Raw genomic sequence first — 24256 nt, 5'->3', positions numbered from 1 at the left:
ATTATTAAGGTATGAAATTGAATGATGTCTGATGCGTTTGCTCATTTACTGGGTCATTCTGCTTTGCTTGCGACCGTGATTCGGGCGGCGCGTATTGTTGCACTGACTGATGCGACGGTATTGATTTTAGGAGAAAGTGGGACGGGAAAAGAATTACTGGCTCGCGCCATTCATCAACACAGTTTGCGCGCTAAACAAGCTTTTATTCCCGTTAATTGTGCGGCATTACCGAATACGTTAGCAGAATCTTTGTTATTCGGGCATCGCAAAGGTGCGTTTACAGGCGCGGTGGACACCCAACAAGGCTTATTACAAGCGGCGGATAAGGGGACTTTGTTTTTAGATGAATTGGGTGAATTGTCTTTAGAAATACAATCTAAGTTATTGCGTTTTCTGGAAACTGGAGAAATACAATGTGTTGGCAATACCCAATTTGAACAAATTAATACTCGTATTATTGCCGCGACCAACCAGAATTTAGCCGAAGCGGTGCAAGCGGGACGATTTAGACAAGACTTGTTTTACCGTCTTAATATCGTGCCTTTGGAATTACCCCCATTGCGGCAACGAGTAGACGATGTAGAATTGTTACTGAATACATTAACACAACAGATGTCCAAAAAATACAATACAGCGTCACCGAATTACACAAAAACCACGATTAAACAGTTAAAACGTTACACGTGGCCGGGAAATGTACGCGAATTGCGTAATTTTTGTGAACGCATGGTGATTTTTCACACGGGCGAAGAGATTACGCCACAATGTTTACCGCCTGAAATGGTAAACACGCCAACAGAATCGTTATTAGATACGCCCATTGTGTTTCAATTACCCGAACAAGGTATTCAATTGGAAGAAGTCGAGCGGGTATTTATTCAACAAGCCTTGTTAAAAAGCGCAGGTAATCGCAGCCAAGCCGCTCGTTTATTGGGATTAAGCCGTGATACTTTATTATACCGAATGAAAAAATACGCGCTAGATGGATAATAACCAGACCACATCATCACCAATAAGCCCGTTTTATACCGCAATCGGTGCCGCAATCGCTGGATAGGGATCATAATTTATTAATTCAAAATCGGTATATTCATAATCAAAAATAGAATTGGGTTTTCTTTTAAAATGCAATTGAGGTAAAGGGCGTGGTTTTCGGCTTAATTGCTCGGCGACTTGGGAGAAATGATTGCGGTAAATATGGGCATCACCTAGCATCACAATAATCTCTCCTAATTCAAAATCACATTGATGTGCAATTAAATGCGTGAATAAGGCTAAACTGGCTGTGTTATAAGGATGGCCTAAAAACATATCATTAGAACGAATATAAACCGCAGAACTCAGGCGATTATGCGCCACGTAAAATTGATATAACACATGACACGGAGCTAATGCCATTTTACCTTCTTTGGCATTTTCCCAAGGCTTTTTACGTTCATCAGGCAATAAAGCCACATTCCACGCATTAATCACATGTCGGCGCGAATCGGGATTATTTTTTAATCCATCTATTAATGTCTGCACTTGATCGTAATAACGACCATCTGCACCTAACCAAAATCGCCATTGCGCCCCATAAACAGGGCCTAATTCTCCCGTTTCTGTTGCCCATTCGTCCCAAATTGTCACGCCATTTTCGCGTAAAAAACGAATATTTGTCTCTCCCCGTAAAAACCACAATAACTCATAAGCAATTGATTTAAAATGCAATTTTTTTGTAGTTAATAAAGGAAATCCCTGCGCTAAATCATAACGCAATTGTCGCCCAAATACAGAACGAGTTCCCACTCCCGTTCTGTCGTTTTTATCTACGCCTGTCTCCATAATATCTCGAAGTAAATCTAAATAAAGTTGCATTAAAAATCTTCCTTTGATTTCTGCATTGATTCGCTTAATAATCCACACAACATTGCCATTCTGACTAACTCAACAATACCATCTGCTTTCATCTTTTCCATAATGCGGCCACGATGGATTTCTACGGTCTTATAGCTAATGTTTAATTCACGCGCTACGCTTTTGTTGGGTTTGCCTTTAATTAGTTCTACCATCACTTCGCGTTCTCTAGCGGTTAAAATGGCCAAACGCTCTAGCACTTCTTGCCGTTCTTTCGACTCTTGTCGCAGTTTTAAATCCCGCGCAATGGCTTGTTGCACTCGTTCTAACAATACGCTACTTTCAAATGGCTTTTCTAAAAAATCAAATGCACCATCTTTAATCGCCCGCACCGCCATCGTAATGTCACCATGTCCCGATAACATGATAATGGGCAAGCTATAATCCTGAGCAACCAGTTTCTTTAATAATTCTAAGCCACTCATTTTGGGTAAACGAATGTCTAATAATAAGCATCCTGGTTGTTCTTGATTAAACTGCTCTAAAAAAGTTTGAGCAGAATCATAACAGGATACTTTAAAATCAGCATTTTCCAGTAAATAACTCAAAGATTCCCGAATGGCTTCATCATCATCAACAATAAATACAACAGGTTCTGTTTTCATTTTCATTACACCAGTTGTCCGCTTATGCGCGGGAAAATAGGGAAATTGAATATTATCGAAAAATTAAGGGATAATACACATTAAAATGGCATTATCCCTTGCCGATGTGCTTATCTAATAGTGAATTAAATAAACGCCTTCGGATGTTGCAAATGCCAATCGGTACGTTGTTGATATTGGTGGGCGATATTGAGCAATTTCGCTTCACTAAAATAATTGCCAATTAATTGCAATCCAATAGGACGATCATTGACAAATCCCGCTGGAATTGACATGGCAGGAATGCCCGCTAAATTAATCGCAATCGTATAAATATCAGATAAGTACATCGTCACAGGATCATCGACCTTTTCGCCCAAATTAAATGCAGGCGTAGGCGATACAGGCCCCATAATTACATCCACTTGTTTAAACGCTTGTTTAAAATCATCGCTAATTAAGCGACGAATTTGTTGCGCTTTTAAATAATAAGCATCGTAATAACCCGCAGATAACGCATAAGTCCCCACCATAATTCGCCGTTTCACTTCCGCACCGAAACCTTCGGCACGACTGCGTTTATATAAATCAATTAAATCTTTCGGCTGCTCACAACGATAACCAAAACGCACGCCATCATAACGCGCTAAATTAGACGAACATTCCGCAGGCGCAATAATGTAATAAGCAGGAACAGAAAGATGGCTATTCGGCAATTCAATATCGTATAATTCCGCGCCTGCTTTTTTAAATTCCTCAATCGCCGCTTGCACGACAGCAGCCACTTGCGCGTCTAAACCTTCACCAAAAAATGCCTTTGGCACGCCGATTTTTAAACCCGCTAACGATTGTCCTAAGGCTGCGGTGTAATCTTCGGGATCGCGCAGAAGAGAAGTCGAATCTTGCGGATCGTAGCCTGCCATCGCATTGAAAAATAAGGCTAAATCTTCCGCACTTCGCGCCATCGGGCCGCCTTGATCCAAACTGCTGGCAAAAGCAATCATCCCATAACGAGAGACTAGACCATAAGTGGGTTTTAGCCCACTGATGCCGCACAACGCCGCTGGTTGACGAATTGACCCCCCCGTGTCTGTCCCCGTTGCCATGGGGACTAAACGCGCCGCCACAGCCGCCGCAGAGCCGCCTGAAGAGCCGCCCGGCACCGCTTGCGTGTCCCAAGGATTTTTGACGGGGCCGTAAAAACTGGTTTCGTTAGACGATCCCATCGCAAACTCATCCATGTTGGTTTTTCCCAACATCACCACCCCACTTGTCGCACATTTCTGTACAACATGAGCATCATAAGGCGCAATAAAATTATCCAACATTTTTGAGCCGCAAGACGTTTTTATCCCATTGGTACAAAAAATATCTTTATGCGCCATTGGAATGCCTAATAATGGGCTAGAATCGCCTTGCGCTAAACGCATATCAGCCGCTTTGGCTTGGGCTAATGCCTGCGTTTCTGTGAGCGTAATGAAACAATTTAATTGCGAATCGTAGCGTTTAATGCGCGCTAAAAAATGTTGCGTTAATTCCACACTGGAAAATTGTTTGCTACGTAATCCTTGTGCTAATTCGGTTAATGATTGTGTATGTATTGTCATTGTGATTTGTCTTGAGATAAAATAAAGGAAAAAAGTGAGAAACGGCGATAATCAGCCGATAATTACTCAATCACTTTTGGCACTAAATACAAACCCGCTTCCACCGAAGGCGCGTGGGCTTGAAAATGACTGCGTTGATCTGTTTCTGTCACCATATCGGGACGTAATCGTGCTACCGCATCCAATGGATGTGCCATTGCCACAATACCTTCTGTATTCACACTGTTCAACTGTTCAACAAAATCAAAAATACTAGACAAATTATCCGTATAACGAGGAATATCATCTTCAGTCAGTTGAATACGCGCTAAATGGGCGATTTTTTCCACTTGTTCTCGTTGTAAAGACATGGGTTAGAGACTCCTATGGGTTTGATCGAATTGATGATTTAAAAAGCAGCCTATCCCTTGCAGACCACCTGATCGCAAAATTATAACATTATGTAAACCAAAATTAACCACACATTCGGTTTTCTTGCCAAAAGTGGATCGGTCATTCTATCAAAGAAAAGTAGGAGATTTTATCGAAAGAAGAAATGAAGGATGAATAAAAAATAGAAAAGGCGTGCCTTTATTCAGGGAATATATAAAAACCCCGAATTATTTTTTCTCATTTTGGCATAAGTGCCATTTTATCTGCGCGTTATTTTTCTTTCTTATTTTCCGCAGGTGGTGTAAAGGCAACTGTGCGAGCAGGTTTGCGGCGGCGGTCAATAAATAATTGATTACCATTAAGTTTTTTCGCTTGATGTTTGGCTTCGGACGCGAGCGCGGCCACATCATGATGCGAATGACAGGCTTCTGGATCGGGCATGACTGCGCCAATTGAGAGCGATAAAAAAGGATAAAAAGTAGGATTTCCTTTACGATCAAAAGCATGAATACCGCCATTTGCTCTATCCGATTCATTGTAAAAAGTCAGAGCCTGCGTAGCAAATAACGATAATACGGTCTCACAACGAACAATCCAATCCGTACTCTGCATCACCACAATAAAATCATCGCCCCCCACATGCCCTACAAAATCATTTTGTTCATCCATATTAGCCGTTAATAATTCGGCGACCGTTTTAATCACTTTATCGCCTTGTTCATAACCATAATTATCATTAAATGGCTTAAAATTATCTAAATCACAATAAGCCACTGCAAAATTTACTTTTTGTGCTAATAAATTCTCAATATATTCGTAAATGGGAACATTACCGGGCAATTGCGTTAATGGATTGGCATAACGGGCATTCCGAATTTGCAATTCGGTCATCGCCTGCAATAAATCCATAATATGACCTAAACCCCGATAAATCCCTTTCTCGGCAATAATAAAATCGTGTTCTGGCGATAAACGCGAACCTGATGTAACATAATGACTGGCTTCTTCTAAAGACAAATGCGCCTCAATAATAAGCGGGCTATTGTCCATGAAATGAGTAATTAATTTTCGTCCGTAAAGTTCTCGTCCATATCGGCTTAAAAATAAGTGCATAAAATCATGGCGGCGCACAATTCCCACAGGCTTATGATTTGGATCAAGCACGGCAATAGAATAAAGGCTAGGATCATTGTAAAAAATATCCGCCACACTATCCACTGTGTGCTGTAATGTCACCACCGGCGTTTGACGAATAAGACTATCCACCCGATTAGAACGCCGTGGGGAAAGAGTGGAATAATCTAAATGGGAACGAGAAGACATAAAGTGTACCTAATCCGTGCGTTGACTGTGAACGTTATGACACAATCACATGACAGGATAATGACGCTATTTTATGAATTATAACAGTAAGTTAGCCAGTTTTATACGGGAATAATTAATGATGATTTAATGCGATGCTGCCGATTAATCTAAAACTGCTTTTAATACTTCACGAATTTTTTTAAATTCATAATTCTTTGCTAAAAAAGTAATCCGTTCGCAAAAATCTTGGCATTGGCTGTTATTTAATCCAAGCTTCTGCACAAAATGTACCACCGCAAACACATCTCCACGCATGGCTAAATCTAATAAAGATTCTAATTGTTCGCGTTGTGGTAAAATGAAATGTTTCACGTTTTCTACCGTTAAAGCCATCGTTTCTTCTTGGCGTAATAACGGGATATTTTTTTGGGTTATTTCGGTGCGAATCCATTTTAATTTTAAAATATCTGCTACCACCGCTAATAATTCCTCTGCTTGTACAGGTTTAGCAATAAACGCATTGCAACCTGCATTTAAACTTTCTTGACGGTGATAATCAAAAGCACTGGCCGAACAGGCAATAATCGCTAATTGTTCTTTAGTCCATTGTTGGCGCAATAAGCGAGTGGTTTCAAAACCATCTAAATCAGGCATAATTAAATCCATAATGATTAAATCAATGCGTTCTTTCGCCACTAATTCTAAAGTATGATGTCCATTATTGCTTTCTAAAACGTGAAACCCTAATGATTCAAATAAATGAGTAAAGACAGAGCGATTTTCTTCTTGATCATCGACAATTAATAAATTATAAGATTTTTTCTCTGGAACAGAAGAATGAAAACCCACAATAGGCAGATAAATCACAGGAGGTGGTAAAGCATCATTTTGAGTTAATTGCACATCTAAAATCAATAAAAAAGTACTGCCCTCTCCCAATAAGCTGCTGACTTCTAATGTGCCGCCCATTCTTTCGACTAAACGCTTGCTAATCGCCAAGCCTAATCCTGTGCCTTCATTTTGATAATGTTGCGTTTCAATTTGACGAAAGGGTAAAAATATTTTATCCAGTTCATTAACCGCAATGCCAATTCCCGTATCAGCCACTTTAAAAAATAATTTTTGCTGCTGATAACGTACTGAAAAAATCACGCTACCTTGCTGAGTAAATTTAATGGCATTACTGAGTAAATTAATGAGAATTTGCCGCAGCCGTTTCTCGTCTAAAAAAATGGCTTTCGGCAAATCTTCTTGCGGTTGATAAATAAACTTAATATTTTTCTCTTGAGAACGAATGCGAAATAGATCAACCAGATTATTTAAAAAAGGCAATAAATAAAAATCATGTGGTTTTAATTCAATCGCGCCTGCTTCTATTTTTGACAAATCTAATACATCATTAATTAAAGTCAGTAAATATTCTCCACTGCGATGAATAATATCAATGCCTTCTCTTTGGCTTTCGGAAAGGGTTAAATCGCGTTGAAAAATTTGCGTATAGCCTAAAATAGCATTTAATGGCGTGCGCAATTCATGACTCATATTTGCCAGAAAAGTGCTTTTAGCGCGATTGGCTGATTCAGCGGCTTCTTTGGCTTTTTGCAAACGCGCTTCCACTTGTTTGCGCTCGGTAATGTCGCGCACAATGGCGACAAAACGCCCTGCTTGCCCCGCCACTTGAATATATTGTAAAAACACTTCAACAGGGATACTTGTCCCTGATTGATGCAAATAAGTGGTTTCAAAAGTTAATGAAGGCAAAGCACCTGTCATTAATGGATTAATCATATTTCTAAATTCGCTTTGATCAAAATGCGCATCAATATCAATAGGCGTGCGCGCAAATAATTCTAATCGCCGATAACCCAGCATTTTTAATGCGCCTTCATTGGCATAAAAAAAGCGCAAACTGCGAAAATAAAACATAAAAACACAATCTAATGTCATGTCTAATGTTGTTTTAAATTGATAGAGAATAGAATTAATATTTTTTAAGCGATTTTCAGCTTGTCGCTGTTCAGTAATATCTTCCACATTATGCCAAATAAAAGGCTGATTATTACGTTCGACTAACACGCCAGAAATGCGAATTGGCACCACATGCCCATTGTGATGATAATATTCTTTTTCAATCGGCCCATAACGCCCATTTTTTTGCAATAATTTTTGTTGTTCTTGTAAATTTTCTAAATAACTCGGTGGTGTTAATTTAGCATCGCTTAATTGGTTAATAATATCTTCGGGCATATAACCCAGCATTCGCGCAAAAGCCGAATTGACTTCAACAAATGTCCCATCCAAACGAGTTAAAGCCAAACCAATCAGTGCTTCTTCAATTAGATGACGGTATTGATCGCTTTCATAAAGGGCTAAATCAATCGACTTTCTATCGGTAATGTCTTGCGCAATACCAAAGACGGAATAAGCCTGACCTTGACGGTTATAAATCACTTTGGCATAGGCTTGTAAATAACGTAAACCTCCCCCCGTTTGCACAATGCGAAATTCCACTTCGCAATCCGTGCGATATTGAATGGCGCGCTGTATCTTTTGCTGCACCACATAACGATCATCAGGATGAATATTATCGTAAAATAATGAAGAAGGGCGTTTTTGCAAACTATAAGGCAACGCTAAAAATTCGCATAATTCTTCAGATAAATACATTAAATCGCGCTCAATATCCCATTCCCAACTGCCTAAACGCGCAATTTGCTGCGCTTTACGCAAACGCGATTCACTTTCTCGCAACGCATATTCAGTGGTTTTACGCGCAGAAATATCAGCAATAATGGCAATGATCCAATGATTTTCTTGAAAAGAATAGTCTAAATAAGTATTAGAAATCCAAACTTCTACCCAAAAATAATGGTGTTCTCGATATAACAGGCGTTGTTCTAAACGATATTCGCTTAATTGTTTTAAAATTAATTGTTGAAAACGCGCTTGGTGCAAAGCCACATCAGATTCGTGTAAGAAATCACTGTAATTACTTTTTTGCAATTGCTGAATCGATTTGCCTAGCATAGACACTAATTTTTCATTACAATAAAGATAATTACCTTGTTGATCTAATAAGGCCATGCCTACTGCTGATTTATCGAAAATATTTTTTAAATAAACTTCATCTATGGGTAAAATTTGTTCATCATGAACGGATTTATTTTTTTCTAAAGGTAAATGAATTTCACAGATAAAATAAAATTGCTGACTTTCTGGCCATTGATACAGCGATTTTGAGACAGTCACTTGTTGCAATCGGCCGCGAGCAATGAGATTTAATTGTAAATTTAAATGCGCCACGGTTTTATCTAATAATTCTCCATCGCCTTGCTGCATGGCTTGGCTTTGTAAAGGCGGAAATAATTCGTTATCGCTTCGCCCTAACATAAAGCTACGCGATTGCCCAAAAAACTGGCAAGCGGCATCATTTAGATAACACCAACGTTGTTTGTCATCGCGTACAAAAACAGGTGTGCTGAGTTGATTAAATAGTGTGGCTAATGGTTCAGTTAAACCTAATAATTCATTTGAAAAAGATGGAGATGTGGTCATTTTTTAAACTCAGTGAAAAACTAGGATAGAAATGCTTTATTTTACCTAAAAATAAACTCAAAAGTCATCCTTTTTAAATTCTATTATCATTAATGTAATGAAGCCAAAGAACTGGCATTGCTCATTTTCTCTCTGGATTCAGCTTGTAAAGGCAAACGCATCGTGAAAATACTGCCTTTACCCAATTCGCTATTGACTTCAATTGTTCCACCTAACATTTCACAAAAACTTTTGGTAATGGCTAAACCTAAACCGCTGCCTCCATATTTGCGCGTGGTGGAGGCATCGGCTTGCACGAACATTTCAAATAAACGCGCCATTTGTTGTGGAGTCATGCCAATGCCATGATCAATCACTTGAAACTGCACCCAATCGGCTTCGTTTTGCGGATCACGAATAATGTTTAATTCAATCACATCTTGCGCTGAAAATTTACTGGCATTACTGAGCAGATTTAATAAATTTTGTCTTAATTTGGTTGAATCTGAGTACATAGAAGATAAGCTGGGATCAAAAAAAACTTTTAATTGATTATGCTGTTTTTCCACTAATGGCTTTACCGTATTAACCACTTCTGTCACTAATAAATTAAGATTGAAATGTTCTAAATAAACTTCCATTTTTCCTGCTTCAATTTTAGAAATGTCCAGAATATCATTAATTAAACCCAATAAGTGACGACTGGCACTCAAAATTTTTTGTACATCAGATAAAGTGGTTTGTTGTTGCCGTTCGGCCAATTCTTCTTGTAAAATCTCAGAATAGCCAATGATGGCATTCATAGGCGTGCGCAATTCGTGGCTCATATTGGCAAGAAATTGGCTCTTAGAGCGGCTGGCAGAGCGAGCTTGCTCCATCGCTTCGGCCAACTCAGCAGTGCGACATTCTACTTGACGCTCTAAATCATGACTGTATTGTTGCAGCCGCTTGGCATAGCGATCTTTTTCGGCCACCGCCTCGTTAATTGAACGTAACATTTGGTTAAAAATTTCTCCCAATTCACGGATTTCCATAGGACCTGCAATGGGCGCACTTAAACCAACTGTATCTTGTTCTTTTACTTTTTTCATAATGCTGACTAAACGACGCAAAGGTTCTGTCATTAAATGGGTAAAAAACAATCCCATTATCGCTAAAGCCATAAATCCTGCAATGCCCAAAAACACAAAAATAAATAAACTGACATGCAATTCTTTTTGCAATTCATAATGCCCTTGATAAGCCACAATTGTCCAGGGAACTTGTTGCAAGGGACGTGATGACACTTTATACAACCGCTGATCTAAACCACGAATATCAATAAATTCAGTAGGTTGAATAAGAATTTTTCGCCATGCTTCTGCGGTGGGCAGTTGGTAAAGTGAGTAACGGTCGGCATTTTGTTGTCCCAACATACCATGATGTACACTGGAGGTTTGTTCATGATCGATCAAGGCTTTATTTTGGTGAGAAAGCAATAATCCTGTGTCATAATTTGCCAAAAACAATCCCCCACTTCGACCAAATTTAACCGATTCAATTTGAGTCACTAAACGCTCTAGTAATATATCAACGGCAACAAAACCATTAAAATAAGGATTATGATCTAATTCAACAATTAGCGTAAATAACCATAAGCCTGTTTTTTCATCTTGATAAATGGGAGTGATCACTTGTTGATTCACTGAAGGCGACCATTGCTCAATCCACGTTTGATAGGCTTTATTTTCAGTTTGGGCTTCAATATGGACATTTTGTGAGGCATGATTTTGTGTTTCGTCACGATAAACAAACAGACGATAATAATTTTGATTAAAATATTTTTGCGCCGTTTCTGTGGTTAAAATCAGCGAAGCACCATATTGATAATGGTTGAGCTTTAAATTTTCTCCCATCGCTTGTGTCAAAAAAGTTAAAGTATTTTCTAATTCAAATTGTTGACTCAGAAATAAATTAGCATAATTTTTTAAACGAGATAAAGCCTGTTCAGCCTGCTCTAATTCTTTATTAATAAATTGGAAATTAGTAGACACTTGATGCTCAAAACTCGCCTGAGAAACATAGTGTTGTAATTTTAAATGACGATGCAATGCAATGGTAATGACTAAAGTTAATGTAATCGCTACGGTAATTAACATGCTAAATAACATCGTTTTAATGGTCATAGTTTTATTCATTTGGTTATTGTCTCGTTTCTTCTTTAAATCGATGAAAATTAGTTTAAAAAAACAGGGGTCGCAAAAATTGTACCTTGCTTTTTATTGGCTCAAAACGGACGAATTTTGTGTGTTGTATTTAACGCGATTGATAAAACGGGTTAATGATTTTAAATTATATAATTAATGGGCATCATCATGCCAATAGGAGCGTCAGTGAGAATGTCAGATTGGTGGTCTGTCCATTTTCCACAAGGAAAACAAGTTACTACGATTATAGATGCCAATGGACACCCCGTCGAACTGGCATGGGGCGAGCGCGGTACAGGGGCAACGTTGCTGCTTTTGCATGGTTGGGGCAGTTGGAGTGTATCATGGCAGGCACTCATTATGCCGTTGGCGCGGTATTTTCGCGTGGTTTGTTTTGATGCCAAAGGCTACGGCTATTCGCAACGCTCACGAACACCTGAAGTCATTGGACACCAAATTGTCGAAACTTTGCGTTTTATTGAAAAAATAAGAGAAAATCAGCCTATTTTTATTTTAGCAGAATCGCTGGGCGCGTGGGTGGCTTTGCATTTGGCGGCGGAATATCCCCATTTAATCAAGAAATTAGTTGTCATTTCTCCTCCTGTTTACCCGCAGATGATGCCCAATTGGGCGATGCGTTTATTTGTAAAAATTCCTCGTCCTGTGGTGCGTTTAGCGGATTATTTTAGAATGATTCGTTTATTTGCGCCTTTATTGGTTTATTTAACTCATCAGCAACAAAAAGAAGTTTATTGTCACAGTGAGAAAGTATCCATTGATGCGGTGCGTACTTTGTTATTCCCCTATTTTACTCAAAAAAACAGTTTATTGCCGTTAATTGAAGATACTCGTTTGGCAGCCTTAGAATTGGCTAAATACCAAAAAAAACAGCCTAATTTAATCTCACAATTACAGCAAGAATTAAGTTTAATTCGCTGCCCTGTTTTAATCTTATGGGGAGAACGAGATCGTTGGTTTCCCGTGCATGATGCTTACCGTTTGCAGCAAGATTTGCCGCAGGCTCAATTGCAAATTTTATCTGAATGTGGACATCATGCAGTGGAAGATTGTCCTGATCAAGTCATGCGTCATCTTTTGCCGTTTTTTAATGTGAAAATTTAATCAAAACCATTGCATTTTTTTAATGTAAAAAATAGGAAAAATCATGTACAGTATTATCACTAAAGTGACTTATGAATATGCCCATCGATTAATGTACCATCAGGGGAAATGTCGCCATGTGCATGGTCACAGTGGAGAAGTCACGGTTGAATTAACCGCTTCGGTGTTAAATGAGAATGGTTTTGTCATGGATTTTAATGATATTAAAACGCCATTAAAACAGTGGATTAATGAACATTGGGATCATGCTTATTTAGCCAATCGCCACGATCCATTATTGCCCACTTTACAAGCCAATGGTATGAAAATTTTTATTTTTGATGCTGAACCTTCTGCCGAAGTGATGGCCGCGTTTTTATATTGGAAAATTAATGATTTCATTACGCGCCCAGAAGTGCGGGTGAAACGAGTGACAGTGAGAGAAACTTGCACAGGTTCAGCGAGTTATGAACCAGAACATCATTAAATACAGCGAAATCTTTTACAGTTTGCAAGGCGAAGGGGCTTTAATTGGAATGCCGTCGGTTTTCTTTCGCAGTAGCTTTTGCAATTTACGTTGTCATTGGTGCGATACGCCTTATACCAGTTGGCAGCCAGAATCGCAGATAATAACGGTCATGGATGCCGTAAAAACCATCACAGATTATGGTGTACATCACGTGGTCATTACGGGTGGCGAGCCGTTTTTACAAAAAGAACCCTTAGCGATTTTATGCGACGAACTAATGGCACGCGGACATCATGTTACCATTGAAACCAATGCCACTTTATTTGCTCCTGTAAAAGCCCATTTAATTTCCATGAGTCCCAAATTAGCCCATTCCACACCATTAGGCGATCCAATATGGGCAACGCGCCATGAACAATCTCGTTTGCAATTAGCTGTGATTCAACAGTTTTTAACCCATTATGATTGTCAGTTAAAATTTGTGCTGGATACGGCTGAGGATATACTTGAAATTAAACAATTATTAACCCATTTATCCATTAAACCAGAACAAGTGATTTTAATGCCACAAGGTCGGCAAATAAAAACCATTGCCGATAAACAACAGTGGTTAGCCGAATTATGCAAACAATATGGTTTTCGTTATTCGCCGCGTTTGCATATTGATTTATGGGAAGATCAACGAGGGACTTAACCTGATTTATTCCATTTTATTGTAGTGATAATAACGATAATTTTTAATTTATCCAACCGTAAGGGAAAATAACACGATGAGTGCGACAATTATTGAACAAGCTAAACCTCGTTTACAACGCTCTGAATTGGCAGTGCCGGGGTCTAATCCCAGTTTTTTTGAGAAAGCGGCTAAATCCAATGTGGATTGCATTTTTCTTGATTTAGAAGATTCCATTGCGCCTGATGAGAAAGAAACCGCCCGTAAAAACGTAGTGGCGGCTTTAAATGAGATCGATTGGGGCAATAAAACCATGTTGGTGCGCATTAATGGATTAGACACCCATTACATGTACAAAGATATGATTGATGTGGTAGAGAATTGTCCGCGTTTGGATATGCTATTGATTCCTAAAGTCGGTGTGCCAGCGGATTTATATGCGGTAGATATGTTGGTGACGCAAATTGAAATCGCTAAAAAACGAGAAAAGAAAATCGGTTTTGAAATTCTAATTGAAACTGCATTGGGCATGGCGAATGTTGAGGCGATTGCACAAGCCAGTCGTCGTTTAGAAGCCATGAGTTTTGGCGTAGCCGATTATGCCGCGTCCACTCGCGCCCGCACAACAGTCATCGGTGGCGCACACCCCGAATATGGCGTGTTGACCGATAAAGAGGGCGATAATCCGCGTGATTTTCACTGGAATGACATGTGGCATTTTGCTCAAGCGCGTATGTTGGTGGCGTGTCGGGCTTATGGTTTGCGTCCGATTGATGGCCCTTTTGGTGATTTTAGCGATCCCGATGCCTATAAAGCGGCGGCAAAACGGGCAGCGATTTTAGGTTATGAGGGCAAATGGGCGATTCATCCTTCACAAATTGATCTCGCTAATGAAGTGTTTAGTCCTTCGGCGGCTGAAGTGGAAAAAGCACGCCGTATCTTAGCCGCTATGGAACAGGCGAAAAAAGAAGGTAAAGGTGCAGTGAGTTTAGATGGCCGTTTAATTGATGTGGCCAGTATTAAAATGGCTGAGAATTTAATTGAGAAAGCCAAAGTGATTGGGCTTTAATATTTCCTTTTATTTTGCTCTAAAATGGACGGGATAACAGACTTAAAAAAATGTTATCCCGATTTATTTTAAATGGTTGAGGATTAATATTTCATGATGGAAAAATCTTTACGGCCGCGTCGTTCGGTGCTTTACATGCCCGGTGCCAATGCCAAAGCTTTAGACAAAGCGCGAAGTTTAGCGGCCGATGCCTTAATTCTAGACTTGGAAGATGCCGTTGCACCTGACGCAAAACTCATGGCCAGACAACAAGTGGCACAAGCGGTTAATGCAGGCGGTTACGCGCCACGAGAAGTGATTGTGCGGGTGAATGGATTGAATACAGAATGGGGCAAAGCCGATTTAGAAGCCGTTGCACCGCTGCCCATTGATGGCGTGCTACTTCCAAAAATCGAACACCCGCAACAATTACACGATGCCTTGTCTATTCTCGACGCGGTCAATCCCGATCATCATTTGCCGCTGTGGATCATGGCAGAAACGCCTAAAGGCATGTTAAATATTGCGCAAATTGTGCAGAATCAACCTCGTTTAAGCGTGATTGTGATGGGAACGTCGGATTTAGCCAAAGATTTACGGGTCAGACACACGCCAGATCGGGTGGGTTTACTTGTTCCCTTGAGTTTATGTGTGATTGCGGCGCGGGCTTATGGTTTGGATATTATTGACGGGGTGTATTTGGATTTGAACGACGAAATAGGCTACAATGCCGCGTGCCAACAAGGGCGTGACATGGGTTTTGACGGTAAAACCTTGATTCATCCCAAACAAATTGAAGCCGCTAACCAAGCGTTTGCGCCCAGCGCACAAGAAGTAGAACAAGCACACGCCGTGATTACCGCTTGGGAACAGGCGAAAAATGAAGGTAAAGGTGTCGTGGTGGTCAATGGCCGTTTAGTGGAATATTTACATGTCATTGAAGCACAACGAATTTTAGCGTTAGCACAAGCCATCACGTCGTTAGGTGCTTAATTCTTAAAACATGGCTTTTTAAAAGTGTGGTGTATGGTGGGTAAAGAAAACGCAATTGTGGATTCCAATGTAACAAAAACGGTAACTGTGCGTTTGTGGCGACGAATGGCGGCAATCTTGTATGATAGTATTTTGGTTTTTGCTGTATTGTATTTTGCAGGATTGGTGGCGTATCCTATTACACAGGGCGACAGCAGTAGTTCATTTTACAGTTTGTATTTAGGTGTGGTGATTTATGTTTACTTTGCGTGGCAGTGGCAATATGGCGGGCAAACCTTAGGTATGAAAACTTGGCGCATCCGTTTACGCGCAACCAATGATAAACCCTTGACGTGGTGGCGTATGTTGGTGCGTTTTATGGTGGCTGTTTTTTCTTTTTTTGTGTTGGGTTTGGGATTTTTGCACTCGTTATGGGATGACAATCGCCATACGTGGCATGATAAGGCTTCGGAAACGGAATTGATTATGACTTCTGCTGAAGAATAAAAATACAAAAAGGGACATCCGTCCCTTTTTAAGACAAGGCAACGTATCCATGAACAGAGATACGTTAGCCGTGTCGCACTACTTAACAGTGATGCTTGAGATTACTTGGCTTTTTCAGGAGCAGCGGGTGCGCTGTATTCAGGCGCAACACCGTAAGCTGGAGGTGGAGGTACTGGAGGTACTGCACCATAACCAGGATAGCCATAAGCAGGAGCAGGATAGCCGTAGCCATAACCGGGGTAGCCGTAGCCATAAACGGGGTAGCCGTAGCCATAAACGGGGTAGCCATAACCTTGGTAGTGGTTACGACCTGAACCGTAACCACGGCCGCCACCGCCCATGCTCATGTTGAAATCGCCCCAACCTGAACCATCAAAGGGTCCAATGTCATAAGCAGAAGAACCAGGACCGCCGCCCCAAGGACCGCCCCAACCTGAACCTGGACCCCAACCCCACCATGCTTGTGCGGGAGTTGCGGCTAAGGCGGCTGCGCCTAAAATTGTGGAAATGGCTAATGCTTTAGCTGTCATTTTCATTGTCTGATTCTCCAATGGTTGATGAGATAATTTTGGTCAATCGCGCTATTGCGACCAACCGGGTTTAAAGGGATACATCTTTAAATTCGTTGTGTTGGTTCTGCTGTAACGTCCATCAGTGTTTTCTAATATACACCTCTATTTGGCAGATGTCAATATTAGTATCAGCTAATATTTTAACACTCTAAAATTCGATAACTCGTTGTAATAATAGATTTTTTGTTGTAAATGTCCCAAAAAGAGGGTATTTTTAGGATAAAATTTTTATATGTAAGCCCAGTTTTGCTTGATAAACGGTCAAGACAAGTGCTATGGCGTTTAACTGAAAGTGATGGAGAATCGCTGAAAACTGACTGATCTGGCTTGCGTTTTGGTGAAGCGTTTTATAGACTTGTGACAAAGGGGTTAAAAATAATCGATAACTTGCGATTTTTTGTTTGCCCTAACTTTGCTCACCTGACCACGTAAGTTTATTGCCATGATTGACAGTGACGGCTACCGCTTAAATGTAGGAATCATCTTGATGCGTCAAGATGGGCGGGTGTTGTGGGCAAAAAGAGTGGGACAAGAAGCCTGGCAGTTTCCCCAAGGCGGCATGAAAGCCCATGAAGACGCAAAACAAGCCATGTTGCGCGAACTTTATGAGGAAATCGGCTTGGGCGCGCAGCACGTTGAAATCGTAGGAACAACTCGGCAGTGGTTGCGTTATGCGTTGCCTAGCCATTTGATTCGTCACCATCAGCGTCCTTTGTGTATTGGGCAGAAACAAAAATGGTTTTTGCTGAAACTGACTTGTGCTGAAGATCGGATTTGTCTTGATAAAAGTGATAAGCCAGAATTTGAACGCTGGGTTTGGGTGGATTATTGGCATCCGTTGAAGGAGGTTGTCTTTTTCAAACGCAATGTCTATAAAGAAGCTCTCACTGAATTTGAACCATTGGCATTAAAAGCCAAATCCACCACTCCAAGTTCCGCCACCGCTGTAACCTCCAGTGTTTCTACTCCGCGTCGCATCGTTGATGCGCGCACCGCTCGCTTGGTGACGAGTACATCGTCGCCTAAAGTGCGTTATTAACCTTTTTCTGTGTGGATTAGTAAATCATTTAAAACGCCCGCTTTAAATTTGCGCGGGCGTTCTTTTTTTAGTACAACAGCGAAGTCATTTTTGCCCGATAACGACTGACCAAACTCCCCTCATTATTCAACAATAAAAATACATCGACCAAACCTCTCCGCCCCGCATCATCTCCGAATTTGCGCCCGCGCCGCATTAATTCTAATAACTGCGTTAATGCGCCTTCATAATCCTGTTTAAGCACCAATAATGCACTTAATTGATAACGTGCTTCATGTTGATTGGGATCGTTGGCTAATGTGGCTTGTAACTGTTCGATGGTTGGGGCCTGTTGTGCCACTTTGGTAAAATTTAAACGCACTTGCAATTTTTGCGTGGCCACTTCAGCCTGAATGGTCGCAGGTAATTCTTTTATGATGGCCTCTGCGGTTTCTATTTGTCCCATCGCTAAGAAAACTTGGGCTAAATCCAAATAACTGGGGTAATAAGTTTTATCTAATTCGCACGCGGCTTGTAAAAGTTCTACTGCGGCGGTCAATTGTCCGCTGTGATAAGCCTGTGCGGCTTGACGACGTAAATCATCCGCGGGACGGTCGCGGTGTGTGTCAATCATCGTGCGCAACGCCGCTTCCCCTTGCACGCCCAGCATTTCATCCACCACTTTACCGTGTCGAAACAATTTTATTGTTGGCACACTGCGCACTGCAAATTGATTGGCTAAAGCGGGTTGTTGATCGATATTGATTTTCGCTAAAATAAATTGTCCTTGGTATTCGGCAACCAATTTTTCTAAAATCGGCATTAACATTTTACAAGGACTACACCAATCTGCCCAAAAATCGACTAAAACAGGCACTTTTTGAGAAGATTCTATGACCGCAGTCACAAAATTAGTGCTGTCTACCGTGACGATATAAGGGGATTCTGCCATTTCATGGACTCCTTTTTGTACTTTTAAGTTTCATCTGCACTAATATGGAGAAAAAGTTAATTATTTCAAGAGATTAGCCTTTATATTTTCAATGGCGGTTAATCCACTGCTTCAAAAACAGGCATGGGTTCATTCATCGCCGCCGGACGAATGGGAGCATGGCCGGGCAAAACCCGCAGAAAATCACTCAATTCTGACATCACCGGCACTTCGGATGCAGGCAACAAGGCAGCCCCTTGTTCGCGTTGATCCAATTGTTTGGCGCGCATATAATTGTATTTTTCTGAACTGACCGCCATTTCTGTCGCGGCATCGCGCAAAATCACGGGACGCAAAAAAACCATTAAATTTCGTTTCACTTTTTTCGTACTTTCAGAACGAAATAAATGACCCACCACAGGTAAATCTCCTAACCCCGGTACTTTTTGCGAATTTTGTTGCAAATCTTCGTCTATTAAACCACCTAACACAATCATATTGCCATCTTCAATAATCACCGAAGTTTTGATGGTGCGTTTATTAATGACCACGTCGGCGGTGGCGATGGCACTGCGGGTTAAGCTGGATACTTCTTGTTCAATGTCTAATTTAACGGCATTGCCTTCGTTAATTTGTGGGGTCACTTTTAACTTAATGCCGACATCTTCGCGTTGAATGGTTTGGAAGGGGTTTGTGGTTCCGGTGGCGGCACCGGTGCTGGTGTATTGTCCGGTGATAAAAGGGACATTTTGTCCGACTTTAATTTCTGCTTCTTGATTATCTAATGTTAATAAGGAGGGGGTGGATAAAATATTGGCATTGGTGTCTGAAGCCAACGCTCGTAATAATACACCAAAATTAACCGTATTCCCCGTAAAGCGTCCCAAACCCAAGAAAGCCCCCGGCGATAAAGTCGGTATACTGCCGCCACTGCCGCGATTAATTTGATAAGCCGCGCCCGCTAAATCAATAATACTGTTGCCTGCATTAGAAAAATTAGTCGCGCCAATGGGAATTGTGTTATTGGATGAACCGTCTAAAATCCATTGAATCCCCAATTCTCGGCTCATGTCTGTTGTAATATCAGCAATAATGGCTTCAACCAACACTTGAGCGCGTCGCACATCTAATTGCCGAATCACGGATTCCAAATTTTTTAAAATATCGGGCGCAGCGGTAATGATCAAGCTGTTAGTGGTTTCATCGGCTTGAATTTGGGTGGTGGTGTTATCTGGGGAATTGGTGCCGTCGGTTTGTTGGGACAGTAAACTGTCGGTTGTTCCTTTTAAAATATCAACCAATTTAGCCGCTTGCGCGTAGCGTAAAAACACCACCTTAGTATTGCCTACACTTTTTAAGGGCGTATCTAAATGGGAAATCAAGGTTTTCATGCGCAAGCGGGCGTTGCGATCACCGCTAATGAGAATACTGTTAGTGCGTTCATCTGCGATCAATGTGGCTTGAGATGGTGGTGTTCCGCCGCTACTGGCAGCGGCTGCGGCACTGCTTTGTTGTTCCAACGTGGTCAAAATACGCACCACTTCGGTCGCCGCCGCATGGTCTAAAACCATCACATCTATATCTCGATCTTCTGCTTGATCAATGCGTTGCACGATTCTCATGATGCGATTGACATTGTCAGCAATGTCAGAAATAATCAAAGTATTATTAGGAGGATAGGCCACCAAATGACCTTGTTGGGGAACAAGCGGCCGCAGTAATGGAATAAGTTGCGCCGCAGAAACGTGGTTGACTTTGATAATTTGGGTCACTAATTCGGCACCGCGCACCGGATGACCGTTGAGAACGGGTGTATTTTCGGATTTGGCGAGACTGTCAGGAATAATTTTAATCGCCGTTCCCGTATCAATCGCACTAAAACCGTGTACGCTCAATATGGATAAAAAAACCTCATAAACTTCCTCACTGTCCATTGGATTGGAAGACACTACGGTGACAGTGGCTTTAACTCTGGGATCCACGATAAAGGTTTTATTCGTCACCTCTGAGACGGTATCAATCAAGAGGTTAATGTCCATCCCCTTAAAATTAAGCGTGACTTTCTGCGCCATCGCCTCACTTGATAACAACAACAAACCAATACTAAGCAAAATTAAAATACGTTGCATGGTGAATCCGATTGAAGTTTTAAATACATCAGGGTTTTATTGTAAAATAAACGTTTGTCGGGAGTAGCATTCGGCAAGGGTAAGAATTCTCAAAATAGCTAGGTTGGATGGCGTGACAATGATTGATTAAACAAATGCGGGTAATTTGACATGATTGGTTTTGTTTTTTATTACGAATAGTTCTATTTTTTACAATAAGTTATGACTGATAAACGGTTTATTCCCTCCAACTATTTTTACAGCTTAAAGCTAGAAATGCAAGGGGAGTAATGATATGATCGCAAAGATTTTACCTTATTACCCCAAATAATTGCTTTAAAAAAACCATAAATTCACCTTAATTGATTGTAATTGATGGTTGATGCTTGTCGATAAAGCCACCAAAATCAGCTCTTATCATCGATAACGTGGCCTATTTTCGCCTTTTTGTTGGGAAAACTGTAACGCATGTCAGACTCTACCCTTGATCCTGATTTCATCCCTTATCAAATACAAGCTGATGAGGATTACATGTCAGACGCACAGCGCAATCATTTTCGTCAATATTTATTGCGTTGGAAACACCGTCTCATGTGTGAAGTGGATCGCACTGTTGCTTCGATGCAGCAAGAAAATGTCCATTTTCCAGACCCTAATGATCGCGCCTCGCAAGAGGAAGAATTGACCTTGTCATTACGCGCCCGTGATCGAGAACGTAAACTTATCCGTAAAATTGATGAATCTCTGCATTTAATTGAGAGGGGAGATTACGGTTATTGTGCCAATTGTGGGGTGGAGATTGGTTTGCGACGCTTAGAAGCGCGGCCGACGGCTACCTTGTGCATTGATTGCAAAACCGCATCCGAAGATCGAGAACGTCAGTAAACAATCCAAAAAATGTCACCATTTACGGTAGGATAAATGTATTATGGCTTGGATCTATTTACTGTTGGCGGGGGTATTTGAAATTGGCTGGCCGGTGGGATTGAAGATGGCGCAGGAGACGGAAACAAGAATTATCGGCATTGTGATTGCGGTTATTTTTGTGGGGCTTAGTGGTTTTTTTCTGTGGCTGGCGCAAAAAGAAATTCCCATCGGAACCTCTTACGCAATATGGACAGGGATTGGTGCGGCGGGAACTTTTTTTGTGGGAGTTCTTTTCTACGGCGATCCCGGCAGTTTGGGGCGTTATCTGGGAGTGGGGTTAATTGTCGCAGGGGTTGCTACGCTTAAACTTTCTCATTAATGTTTAACGTTATCATGGGAGCTAACAAAGTTGACAAGGTAGCTTGACCGCGACTGATACAGTCTCGCCACTTAATAACAAGCTTGAAGAAACACAACAAAATAAGTCCCACAAAAAAGTGTCACTTGTCTTGTTGTGTTGATTAAACCGACAATAATTCCAATAATATCAAACCGTTTCTAAAGCACTCTCCACGCCCGCCGCGCTCAACAACTCAGGCACGCCTGCGTCGATGACTTCAATGCCGATGCGTTTACAAAAACGGACTTCTTTCTCTGTCGCGTCGGGAATTAACGCCCAACCGGTGATTGGTTGAGCGGCGGCATAAATAATATCGCTTAATACCATCCGCTCTGTATCCCGTGTCAAACGCATTCCTAACAACAAATATTGTTTTTCTTTGCGATAAGTTTTGAGAAAATCGGGAATGGCGAAACCGCCCATTAATTCCGTAATATAATCCACATAATCCGCATCAGAAGCAATATAAGTGGGATCAGGTTTTGGCGTTCCCATCGGTTTAAACAAAATCGGTAAACCCGCAGGCGCGTTTTCCAGCGTCACTTCTTCATAACCCGCGCCCACACGATATACAAACAAACGAAAACGGTAATCCGTTCCACCCGTGCGCGAAATTCCCACAATTAACATATGATCCCGCTGGGCATAATTCTGTTGTAGTAAAGTATCTCGATTAATATCGATAAGATAAGGTAAATTTAAACCCGCTAACCAATCGTAAAGAACAGGCGTTGTCCATTCCGTTTCACCGTATAATTGCGTTAAGAATTTACTGAGAAAAGAACGACCGCGTTTTAATTCCTGATTCATTGCCGCACGAGGAAATTCATACATTAATTTAGGCGACATCGGTTGGCCATTATTCATGGCTAAAATCAAGCTATCACTGTCAGCAGGAATTGGCTCACCGGTTTGAGTATTGACTGCCCCATCCAGCGCGTAAGCTCCTAAATAAGGTACAATTTGTCCTGCTTTTAGCCCGTCAATGAGCGCAGTAAATGTGGTATCCGTCATAAGTGATTATGTTCCTGTTTTGCCGACTTGGCATTTTTTGCTAAAAAAAGAAAAGGGTAACTGAATAGCCATTAATCATCGTCGTCGTCGTCATCGTCATCATCGTCATCATCGACCATATCCCGACGTTTTACGGTTTTAGGATCAGCAATAATGGTGCGATAAATTTCTACCCGATCACTGTCTTCTAATACCGTATCTAATTTGACAATTCGTCCGAAAATACCGACCTTTTGTTTTTTTAAATCGATACTGGGAAAACGGGTTAAAATACCTGAACGTTCAATGGCTTCCAATACCGTACTGCCTTCTGGTACTTCTAAACGCAGCCATAATTGTTGTTCTGCGGTGGCGTAAGTAACTCCGATATTCACGAGAATAACTCCTTATTTCGCAGCAGAATCAGCAACAGTTAATGTGACGGCTAATTTCTGCCGTTCTTCAGCACGGGCATCAATAATTCTTTTGCCCGCCATTAAAAAGCCCATGACCAAAAATCCCCCTGGCGGTAAAATCATAATTAAATAACCGCGATAATCAGGGATAATGACCAATTCTAAAAATGCAAAAGTTTGTCCTAATAATAACGACGCATTCGCAAATAAAGTTCCACTGCCAATAATTTCCCGAATTGCGCCCAATAAAACCAGTACTAATGTAAAACCTAACCCCATCATAAAACCATCCGCCAAAGATGGCATAATTTTATGGCGAGACGCAAAAGCCTCTGCACGACCCAAAATCACACAATTGGTCACAATCAGGGGAATAAATAAACCCAAAACTTTATACAAATCATGCAAAAACGCATTAATCACCAAATCAACCACCGTCACCACCGAAGCAATCAACAGAATAAAAGCAGGAATTCGTACTTCTGGCGTGATAATGTCTCGAAACAGCGAAATCACCAGTGATGTCATCATAATCACCACCAACGTCGCCAACCCCATGCCTAAGCCGTTGGTTGCACTGGTGGTCACAGCCAACAACGGACACAAAGCCAATTGCTGCGCCAAAATGGGATTATTACTCCACAAGCCATCACGAGCGATGGTTTTATAACTGACTTCTGCCATAACCGTTTCCTTT

Annotated in this window: 23 protein-coding genes; 10 read left to right on the top strand and 13 right to left on the bottom strand. The window is 41.1% G+C overall.

All coding sequences use genetic code 11. The features are described from left to right. Nucleotides 1-21 precede the first annotated feature (21 nt). Nucleotides 22-990, top strand: a complete 969-nt coding sequence (locus TPSD3_RS11045; RefSeq protein ID WP_245391578.1) for a sigma-54 interaction domain-containing protein — start codon at nt 22-24, stop codon at nt 988-990. A 33-nt stretch (nt 991-1023) separates the two neighbouring features. Here the strand turns inward: TPSD3_RS11045 and TPSD3_RS11040 are convergent, their stop codons facing one another. The 7 genes from TPSD3_RS11040 to TPSD3_RS11010 all read right to left on the bottom strand — a co-directional run bounded on the left by TPSD3_RS11040 (nt 1024) and on the right by TPSD3_RS11010 (nt 11475). After that, nucleotides 1024-1857 carry a thymidylate synthase gene (locus TPSD3_RS11040; protein ID WP_086488599.1) on the bottom strand — a complete coding sequence of 278 codons (834 nt, stop codon included), beginning with the start codon at nt 1855-1857 and terminating at the stop codon, nt 1024-1026. Further along, on the bottom strand, nt 1857-2501 hold the full coding sequence (gene fixJ, locus TPSD3_RS11035) for a response regulator FixJ (protein WP_086488598.1): 645 nt from the start codon (nt 2499-2501) through the stop codon (nt 1857-1859). The genes TPSD3_RS11040 and fixJ overlap by 1 nt, the downstream gene beginning before the upstream one ends. Nucleotides 2502-2626: 125 nt before the next feature. Next, entirely contained in the window at nt 2627-4087 is a 1461-nt protein-coding gene (gene gatA, locus TPSD3_RS11030; RefSeq protein WP_425353090.1) for an Asp-tRNA(Asn)/Glu-tRNA(Gln) amidotransferase subunit GatA, read from the bottom strand. 62 nt (nt 4088-4149) lie between these two features. Continuing rightward, nucleotides 4150-4437 carry an Asp-tRNA(Asn)/Glu-tRNA(Gln) amidotransferase subunit GatC gene (gene gatC / locus TPSD3_RS11025; RefSeq protein WP_086488597.1) on the bottom strand — a complete coding sequence of 96 codons (288 nt, stop codon included), beginning with the start codon at nt 4435-4437 and terminating at the stop codon, nt 4150-4152. Between the two features lie 292 nt (nt 4438-4729). Then, nucleotides 4730-5782, bottom strand: a complete 1053-nt coding sequence (locus TPSD3_RS11020) for a GGDEF domain-containing protein (RefSeq protein WP_086488596.1) — start codon at nt 5780-5782, stop codon at nt 4730-4732. A 144-nt stretch (nt 5783-5926) separates the two neighbouring features. Continuing rightward, complete coding sequence (locus TPSD3_RS11015) at nt 5927-9319, bottom strand: PAS domain-containing hybrid sensor histidine kinase/response regulator (protein ID WP_086488595.1); 3393 nt, start codon at nt 9317-9319, stop codon at nt 5927-5929. 89 nt (nt 9320-9408) lie between these two features. Further along, nucleotides 9409-11475, bottom strand: coding sequence for a hybrid sensor histidine kinase/response regulator (locus tag TPSD3_RS11010; RefSeq protein WP_086488594.1), 2067 nt, complete (start codon nt 11473-11475; stop codon nt 9409-9411). Nucleotides 11476-11676: 201 nt separating this feature from the next. On the opposite strand from TPSD3_RS11010, the gene TPSD3_RS11005 reads away from it, so the two are divergent. The 6 genes from TPSD3_RS11005 (at nt 11677) to TPSD3_RS10980 (ending at nt 16254) form a co-directional block, all read left to right on the top strand. Next, on the top strand, nt 11677-12606 hold the full coding sequence (locus TPSD3_RS11005; protein ID WP_176329847.1) for an alpha/beta fold hydrolase: 930 nt from the start codon (nt 11677-11679) through the stop codon (nt 12604-12606). Between the two features lie 43 nt (nt 12607-12649). Continuing rightward, complete coding sequence (locus TPSD3_RS11000) at nt 12650-13072, top strand: 6-pyruvoyl trahydropterin synthase family protein (protein WP_086488592.1); 423 nt, start codon at nt 12650-12652, stop codon at nt 13070-13072. Continuing rightward, nucleotides 13053-13748 (top strand): 7-carboxy-7-deazaguanine synthase QueE, encoded by a 696-nt coding sequence (locus TPSD3_RS10995; RefSeq protein ID WP_086488591.1) that lies wholly within the window; start codon nt 13053-13055, stop codon nt 13746-13748. The genes TPSD3_RS11000 and TPSD3_RS10995 overlap by 20 nt, the downstream gene beginning before the upstream one ends. A gap of 76 nt (nt 13749-13824) precedes the next feature. Further along, entirely contained in the window at nt 13825-14796 is a 972-nt protein-coding gene (locus tag TPSD3_RS10990; protein WP_086488590.1) for an HpcH/HpaI aldolase/citrate lyase family protein, read from the top strand. A gap of 93 nt (nt 14797-14889) precedes the next feature. Then, nucleotides 14890-15768, top strand: a complete 879-nt coding sequence (locus TPSD3_RS10985) for an HpcH/HpaI aldolase/citrate lyase family protein (RefSeq protein WP_245391577.1) — start codon at nt 14890-14892, stop codon at nt 15766-15768. 33 nt (nt 15769-15801) lie between these two features. Further along, nucleotides 15802-16254 (top strand): RDD family protein, encoded by a 453-nt coding sequence (locus TPSD3_RS10980; RefSeq protein WP_086488589.1) that lies wholly within the window; start codon nt 15802-15804, stop codon nt 16252-16254. Nucleotides 16255-16355: 101 nt separating this feature from the next. Here TPSD3_RS10980 and TPSD3_RS10975 read toward each other — a convergent pair whose 3' ends face one another. Continuing rightward, complete coding sequence (locus TPSD3_RS10975) at nt 16356-16790, bottom strand: sulfur globule family protein (RefSeq protein WP_086488588.1); 435 nt, start codon at nt 16788-16790, stop codon at nt 16356-16358. A 478-nt stretch (nt 16791-17268) separates the two neighbouring features. Between TPSD3_RS10975 and TPSD3_RS10970 the strand changes: the two genes are divergently transcribed. Further along, nucleotides 17269-17865, top strand: a complete 597-nt coding sequence (locus TPSD3_RS10970) for an RNA pyrophosphohydrolase (RefSeq protein WP_086488587.1) — start codon at nt 17269-17271, stop codon at nt 17863-17865. A 67-nt stretch (nt 17866-17932) separates the two neighbouring features. On the opposite strand, the gene trxA is transcribed toward TPSD3_RS10970, so the two are convergent. Both trxA and gspD read right to left on the bottom strand, forming a co-directional pair. After that, nucleotides 17933-18796 carry a thioredoxin gene (trxA, locus tag TPSD3_RS10965; RefSeq protein WP_086488586.1) on the bottom strand — a complete coding sequence of 288 codons (864 nt, stop codon included), beginning with the start codon at nt 18794-18796 and terminating at the stop codon, nt 17933-17935. A gap of 98 nt (nt 18797-18894) precedes the next feature. Then, complete coding sequence (gene gspD, locus TPSD3_RS10960; RefSeq protein WP_086488585.1) at nt 18895-20904, bottom strand: type II secretion system secretin GspD; 2010 nt, start codon at nt 20902-20904, stop codon at nt 18895-18897. Nucleotides 20905-21351: 447 nt separating this feature from the next. Between gspD and dksA the strand changes: the two genes are divergently transcribed. Both dksA and TPSD3_RS10950 read left to right on the top strand, forming a co-directional pair. Then, on the top strand, nt 21352-21768 hold the full coding sequence (dksA, locus tag TPSD3_RS10955; protein ID WP_086488584.1) for an RNA polymerase-binding protein DksA: 417 nt from the start codon (nt 21352-21354) through the stop codon (nt 21766-21768). A gap of 43 nt (nt 21769-21811) precedes the next feature. Continuing rightward, nucleotides 21812-22129 (top strand): DMT family transporter, encoded by a 318-nt coding sequence (locus tag TPSD3_RS10950; protein WP_086488583.1) that lies wholly within the window; start codon nt 21812-21814, stop codon nt 22127-22129. A gap of 168 nt (nt 22130-22297) precedes the next feature. Here TPSD3_RS10950 and TPSD3_RS10945 read toward each other — a convergent pair whose 3' ends face one another. From TPSD3_RS10945 to TPSD3_RS10935, 3 genes are all read right to left on the bottom strand, one after another. Further along, nucleotides 22298-23164, bottom strand: a complete 867-nt coding sequence (locus tag TPSD3_RS10945) for an SIR2 family protein (RefSeq protein ID WP_086488582.1) — start codon at nt 23162-23164, stop codon at nt 22298-22300. A 71-nt stretch (nt 23165-23235) separates the two neighbouring features. Further along, nucleotides 23236-23538 carry an RnfH family protein gene (locus TPSD3_RS10940; RefSeq protein ID WP_086488581.1) on the bottom strand — a complete coding sequence of 101 codons (303 nt, stop codon included), beginning with the start codon at nt 23536-23538 and terminating at the stop codon, nt 23236-23238. 12 nt (nt 23539-23550) lie between these two features. Next, a complete protein-coding gene (locus TPSD3_RS10935; protein ID WP_086488580.1) occupies nt 23551-24243 on the bottom strand; it encodes an electron transport complex subunit E in 693 nt (230 codons plus the stop codon). Between the last annotated feature and the right edge of the window lie 13 nt (nt 24244-24256).

Origin of the sequence: Thioflexithrix psekupsensis (genome assembly GCF_002149925.1) — a bacterium.
GTDB lineage: Bacteria > Pseudomonadota > Gammaproteobacteria > Beggiatoales > Beggiatoaceae > Thioflexithrix > Thioflexithrix psekupsensis.
Note: the sequence above shows the minus strand (reverse complement) of the source record. Positions and strands in the feature narration are given on the sequence as shown.

Coding starts and splice junctions, on each gene's coding strand:
- TPSD3_RS11000 (WP_086488592.1), top strand. CDS start 12,650: ATGTACAGTATTATCACTAAAGTGACTTATGAATATGCCCATCGATTA.
- TPSD3_RS10935 (WP_086488580.1), bottom strand. CDS start 24,243: ATGGCAGAAGTCAGTTATAAAACCATCGCTCGTGATGGCTTGTGGAGT.
- gatC (WP_086488597.1), bottom strand. CDS start 4,437: ATGTCTTTACAACGAGAACAAGTGGAAAAAATCGCCCATTTAGCGCGT.
- TPSD3_RS10970 (WP_086488587.1), top strand. CDS start 17,269: ATGATTGACAGTGACGGCTACCGCTTAAATGTAGGAATCATCTTGATG.
- TPSD3_RS11015 (WP_086488595.1), bottom strand. CDS start 9,319: ATGACCACATCTCCATCTTTTTCAAATGAATTATTAGGTTTAACTGAA.
- trxA (WP_086488586.1), bottom strand. CDS start 18,796: ATGGCAGAATCCCCTTATATCGTCACGGTAGACAGCACTAATTTTGTG.
- gatA (WP_425353090.1), bottom strand. CDS start 4,087: ATGACAATACATACACAATCATTAACCGAATTAGCACAAGGATTACGT.
- TPSD3_RS10950 (WP_086488583.1), top strand. CDS start 21,812: ATGGCTTGGATCTATTTACTGTTGGCGGGGGTATTTGAAATTGGCTGG.
- TPSD3_RS10945 (WP_086488582.1), bottom strand. CDS start 23,164: ATGACGGATACCACATTTACTGCGCTCATTGACGGGCTAAAAGCAGGA.
- TPSD3_RS10995 (WP_086488591.1), top strand. CDS start 13,053: ATGAACCAGAACATCATTAAATACAGCGAAATCTTTTACAGTTTGCAA.
- fixJ (WP_086488598.1), bottom strand. CDS start 2,501: ATGAAAACAGAACCTGTTGTATTTATTGTTGATGATGATGAAGCCATT.
- gspD (WP_086488585.1), bottom strand. CDS start 20,904: ATGCAACGTATTTTAATTTTGCTTAGTATTGGTTTGTTGTTGTTATCA.
- TPSD3_RS11010 (WP_086488594.1), bottom strand. CDS start 11,475: ATGAATAAAACTATGACCATTAAAACGATGTTATTTAGCATGTTAATT.
- TPSD3_RS11040 (WP_086488599.1), bottom strand. CDS start 1,857: ATGCAACTTTATTTAGATTTACTTCGAGATATTATGGAGACAGGCGTA.
- dksA (WP_086488584.1), top strand. CDS start 21,352: ATGTCAGACTCTACCCTTGATCCTGATTTCATCCCTTATCAAATACAA.
- TPSD3_RS10985 (WP_245391577.1), top strand. CDS start 14,890: ATGATGGAAAAATCTTTACGGCCGCGTCGTTCGGTGCTTTACATGCCC.
- TPSD3_RS10990 (WP_086488590.1), top strand. CDS start 13,825: ATGAGTGCGACAATTATTGAACAAGCTAAACCTCGTTTACAACGCTCT.
- TPSD3_RS10975 (WP_086488588.1), bottom strand. CDS start 16,790: ATGAAAATGACAGCTAAAGCATTAGCCATTTCCACAATTTTAGGCGCA.
- TPSD3_RS11020 (WP_086488596.1), bottom strand. CDS start 5,782: ATGTCTTCTCGTTCCCATTTAGATTATTCCACTCTTTCCCCACGGCGT.
- TPSD3_RS11005 (WP_176329847.1), top strand. CDS start 11,677: ATGTCAGATTGGTGGTCTGTCCATTTTCCACAAGGAAAACAAGTTACT.
- TPSD3_RS10980 (WP_086488589.1), top strand. CDS start 15,802: ATGGTGGGTAAAGAAAACGCAATTGTGGATTCCAATGTAACAAAAACG.
- TPSD3_RS11045 (WP_245391578.1), top strand. CDS start 22: ATGATGTCTGATGCGTTTGCTCATTTACTGGGTCATTCTGCTTTGCTT.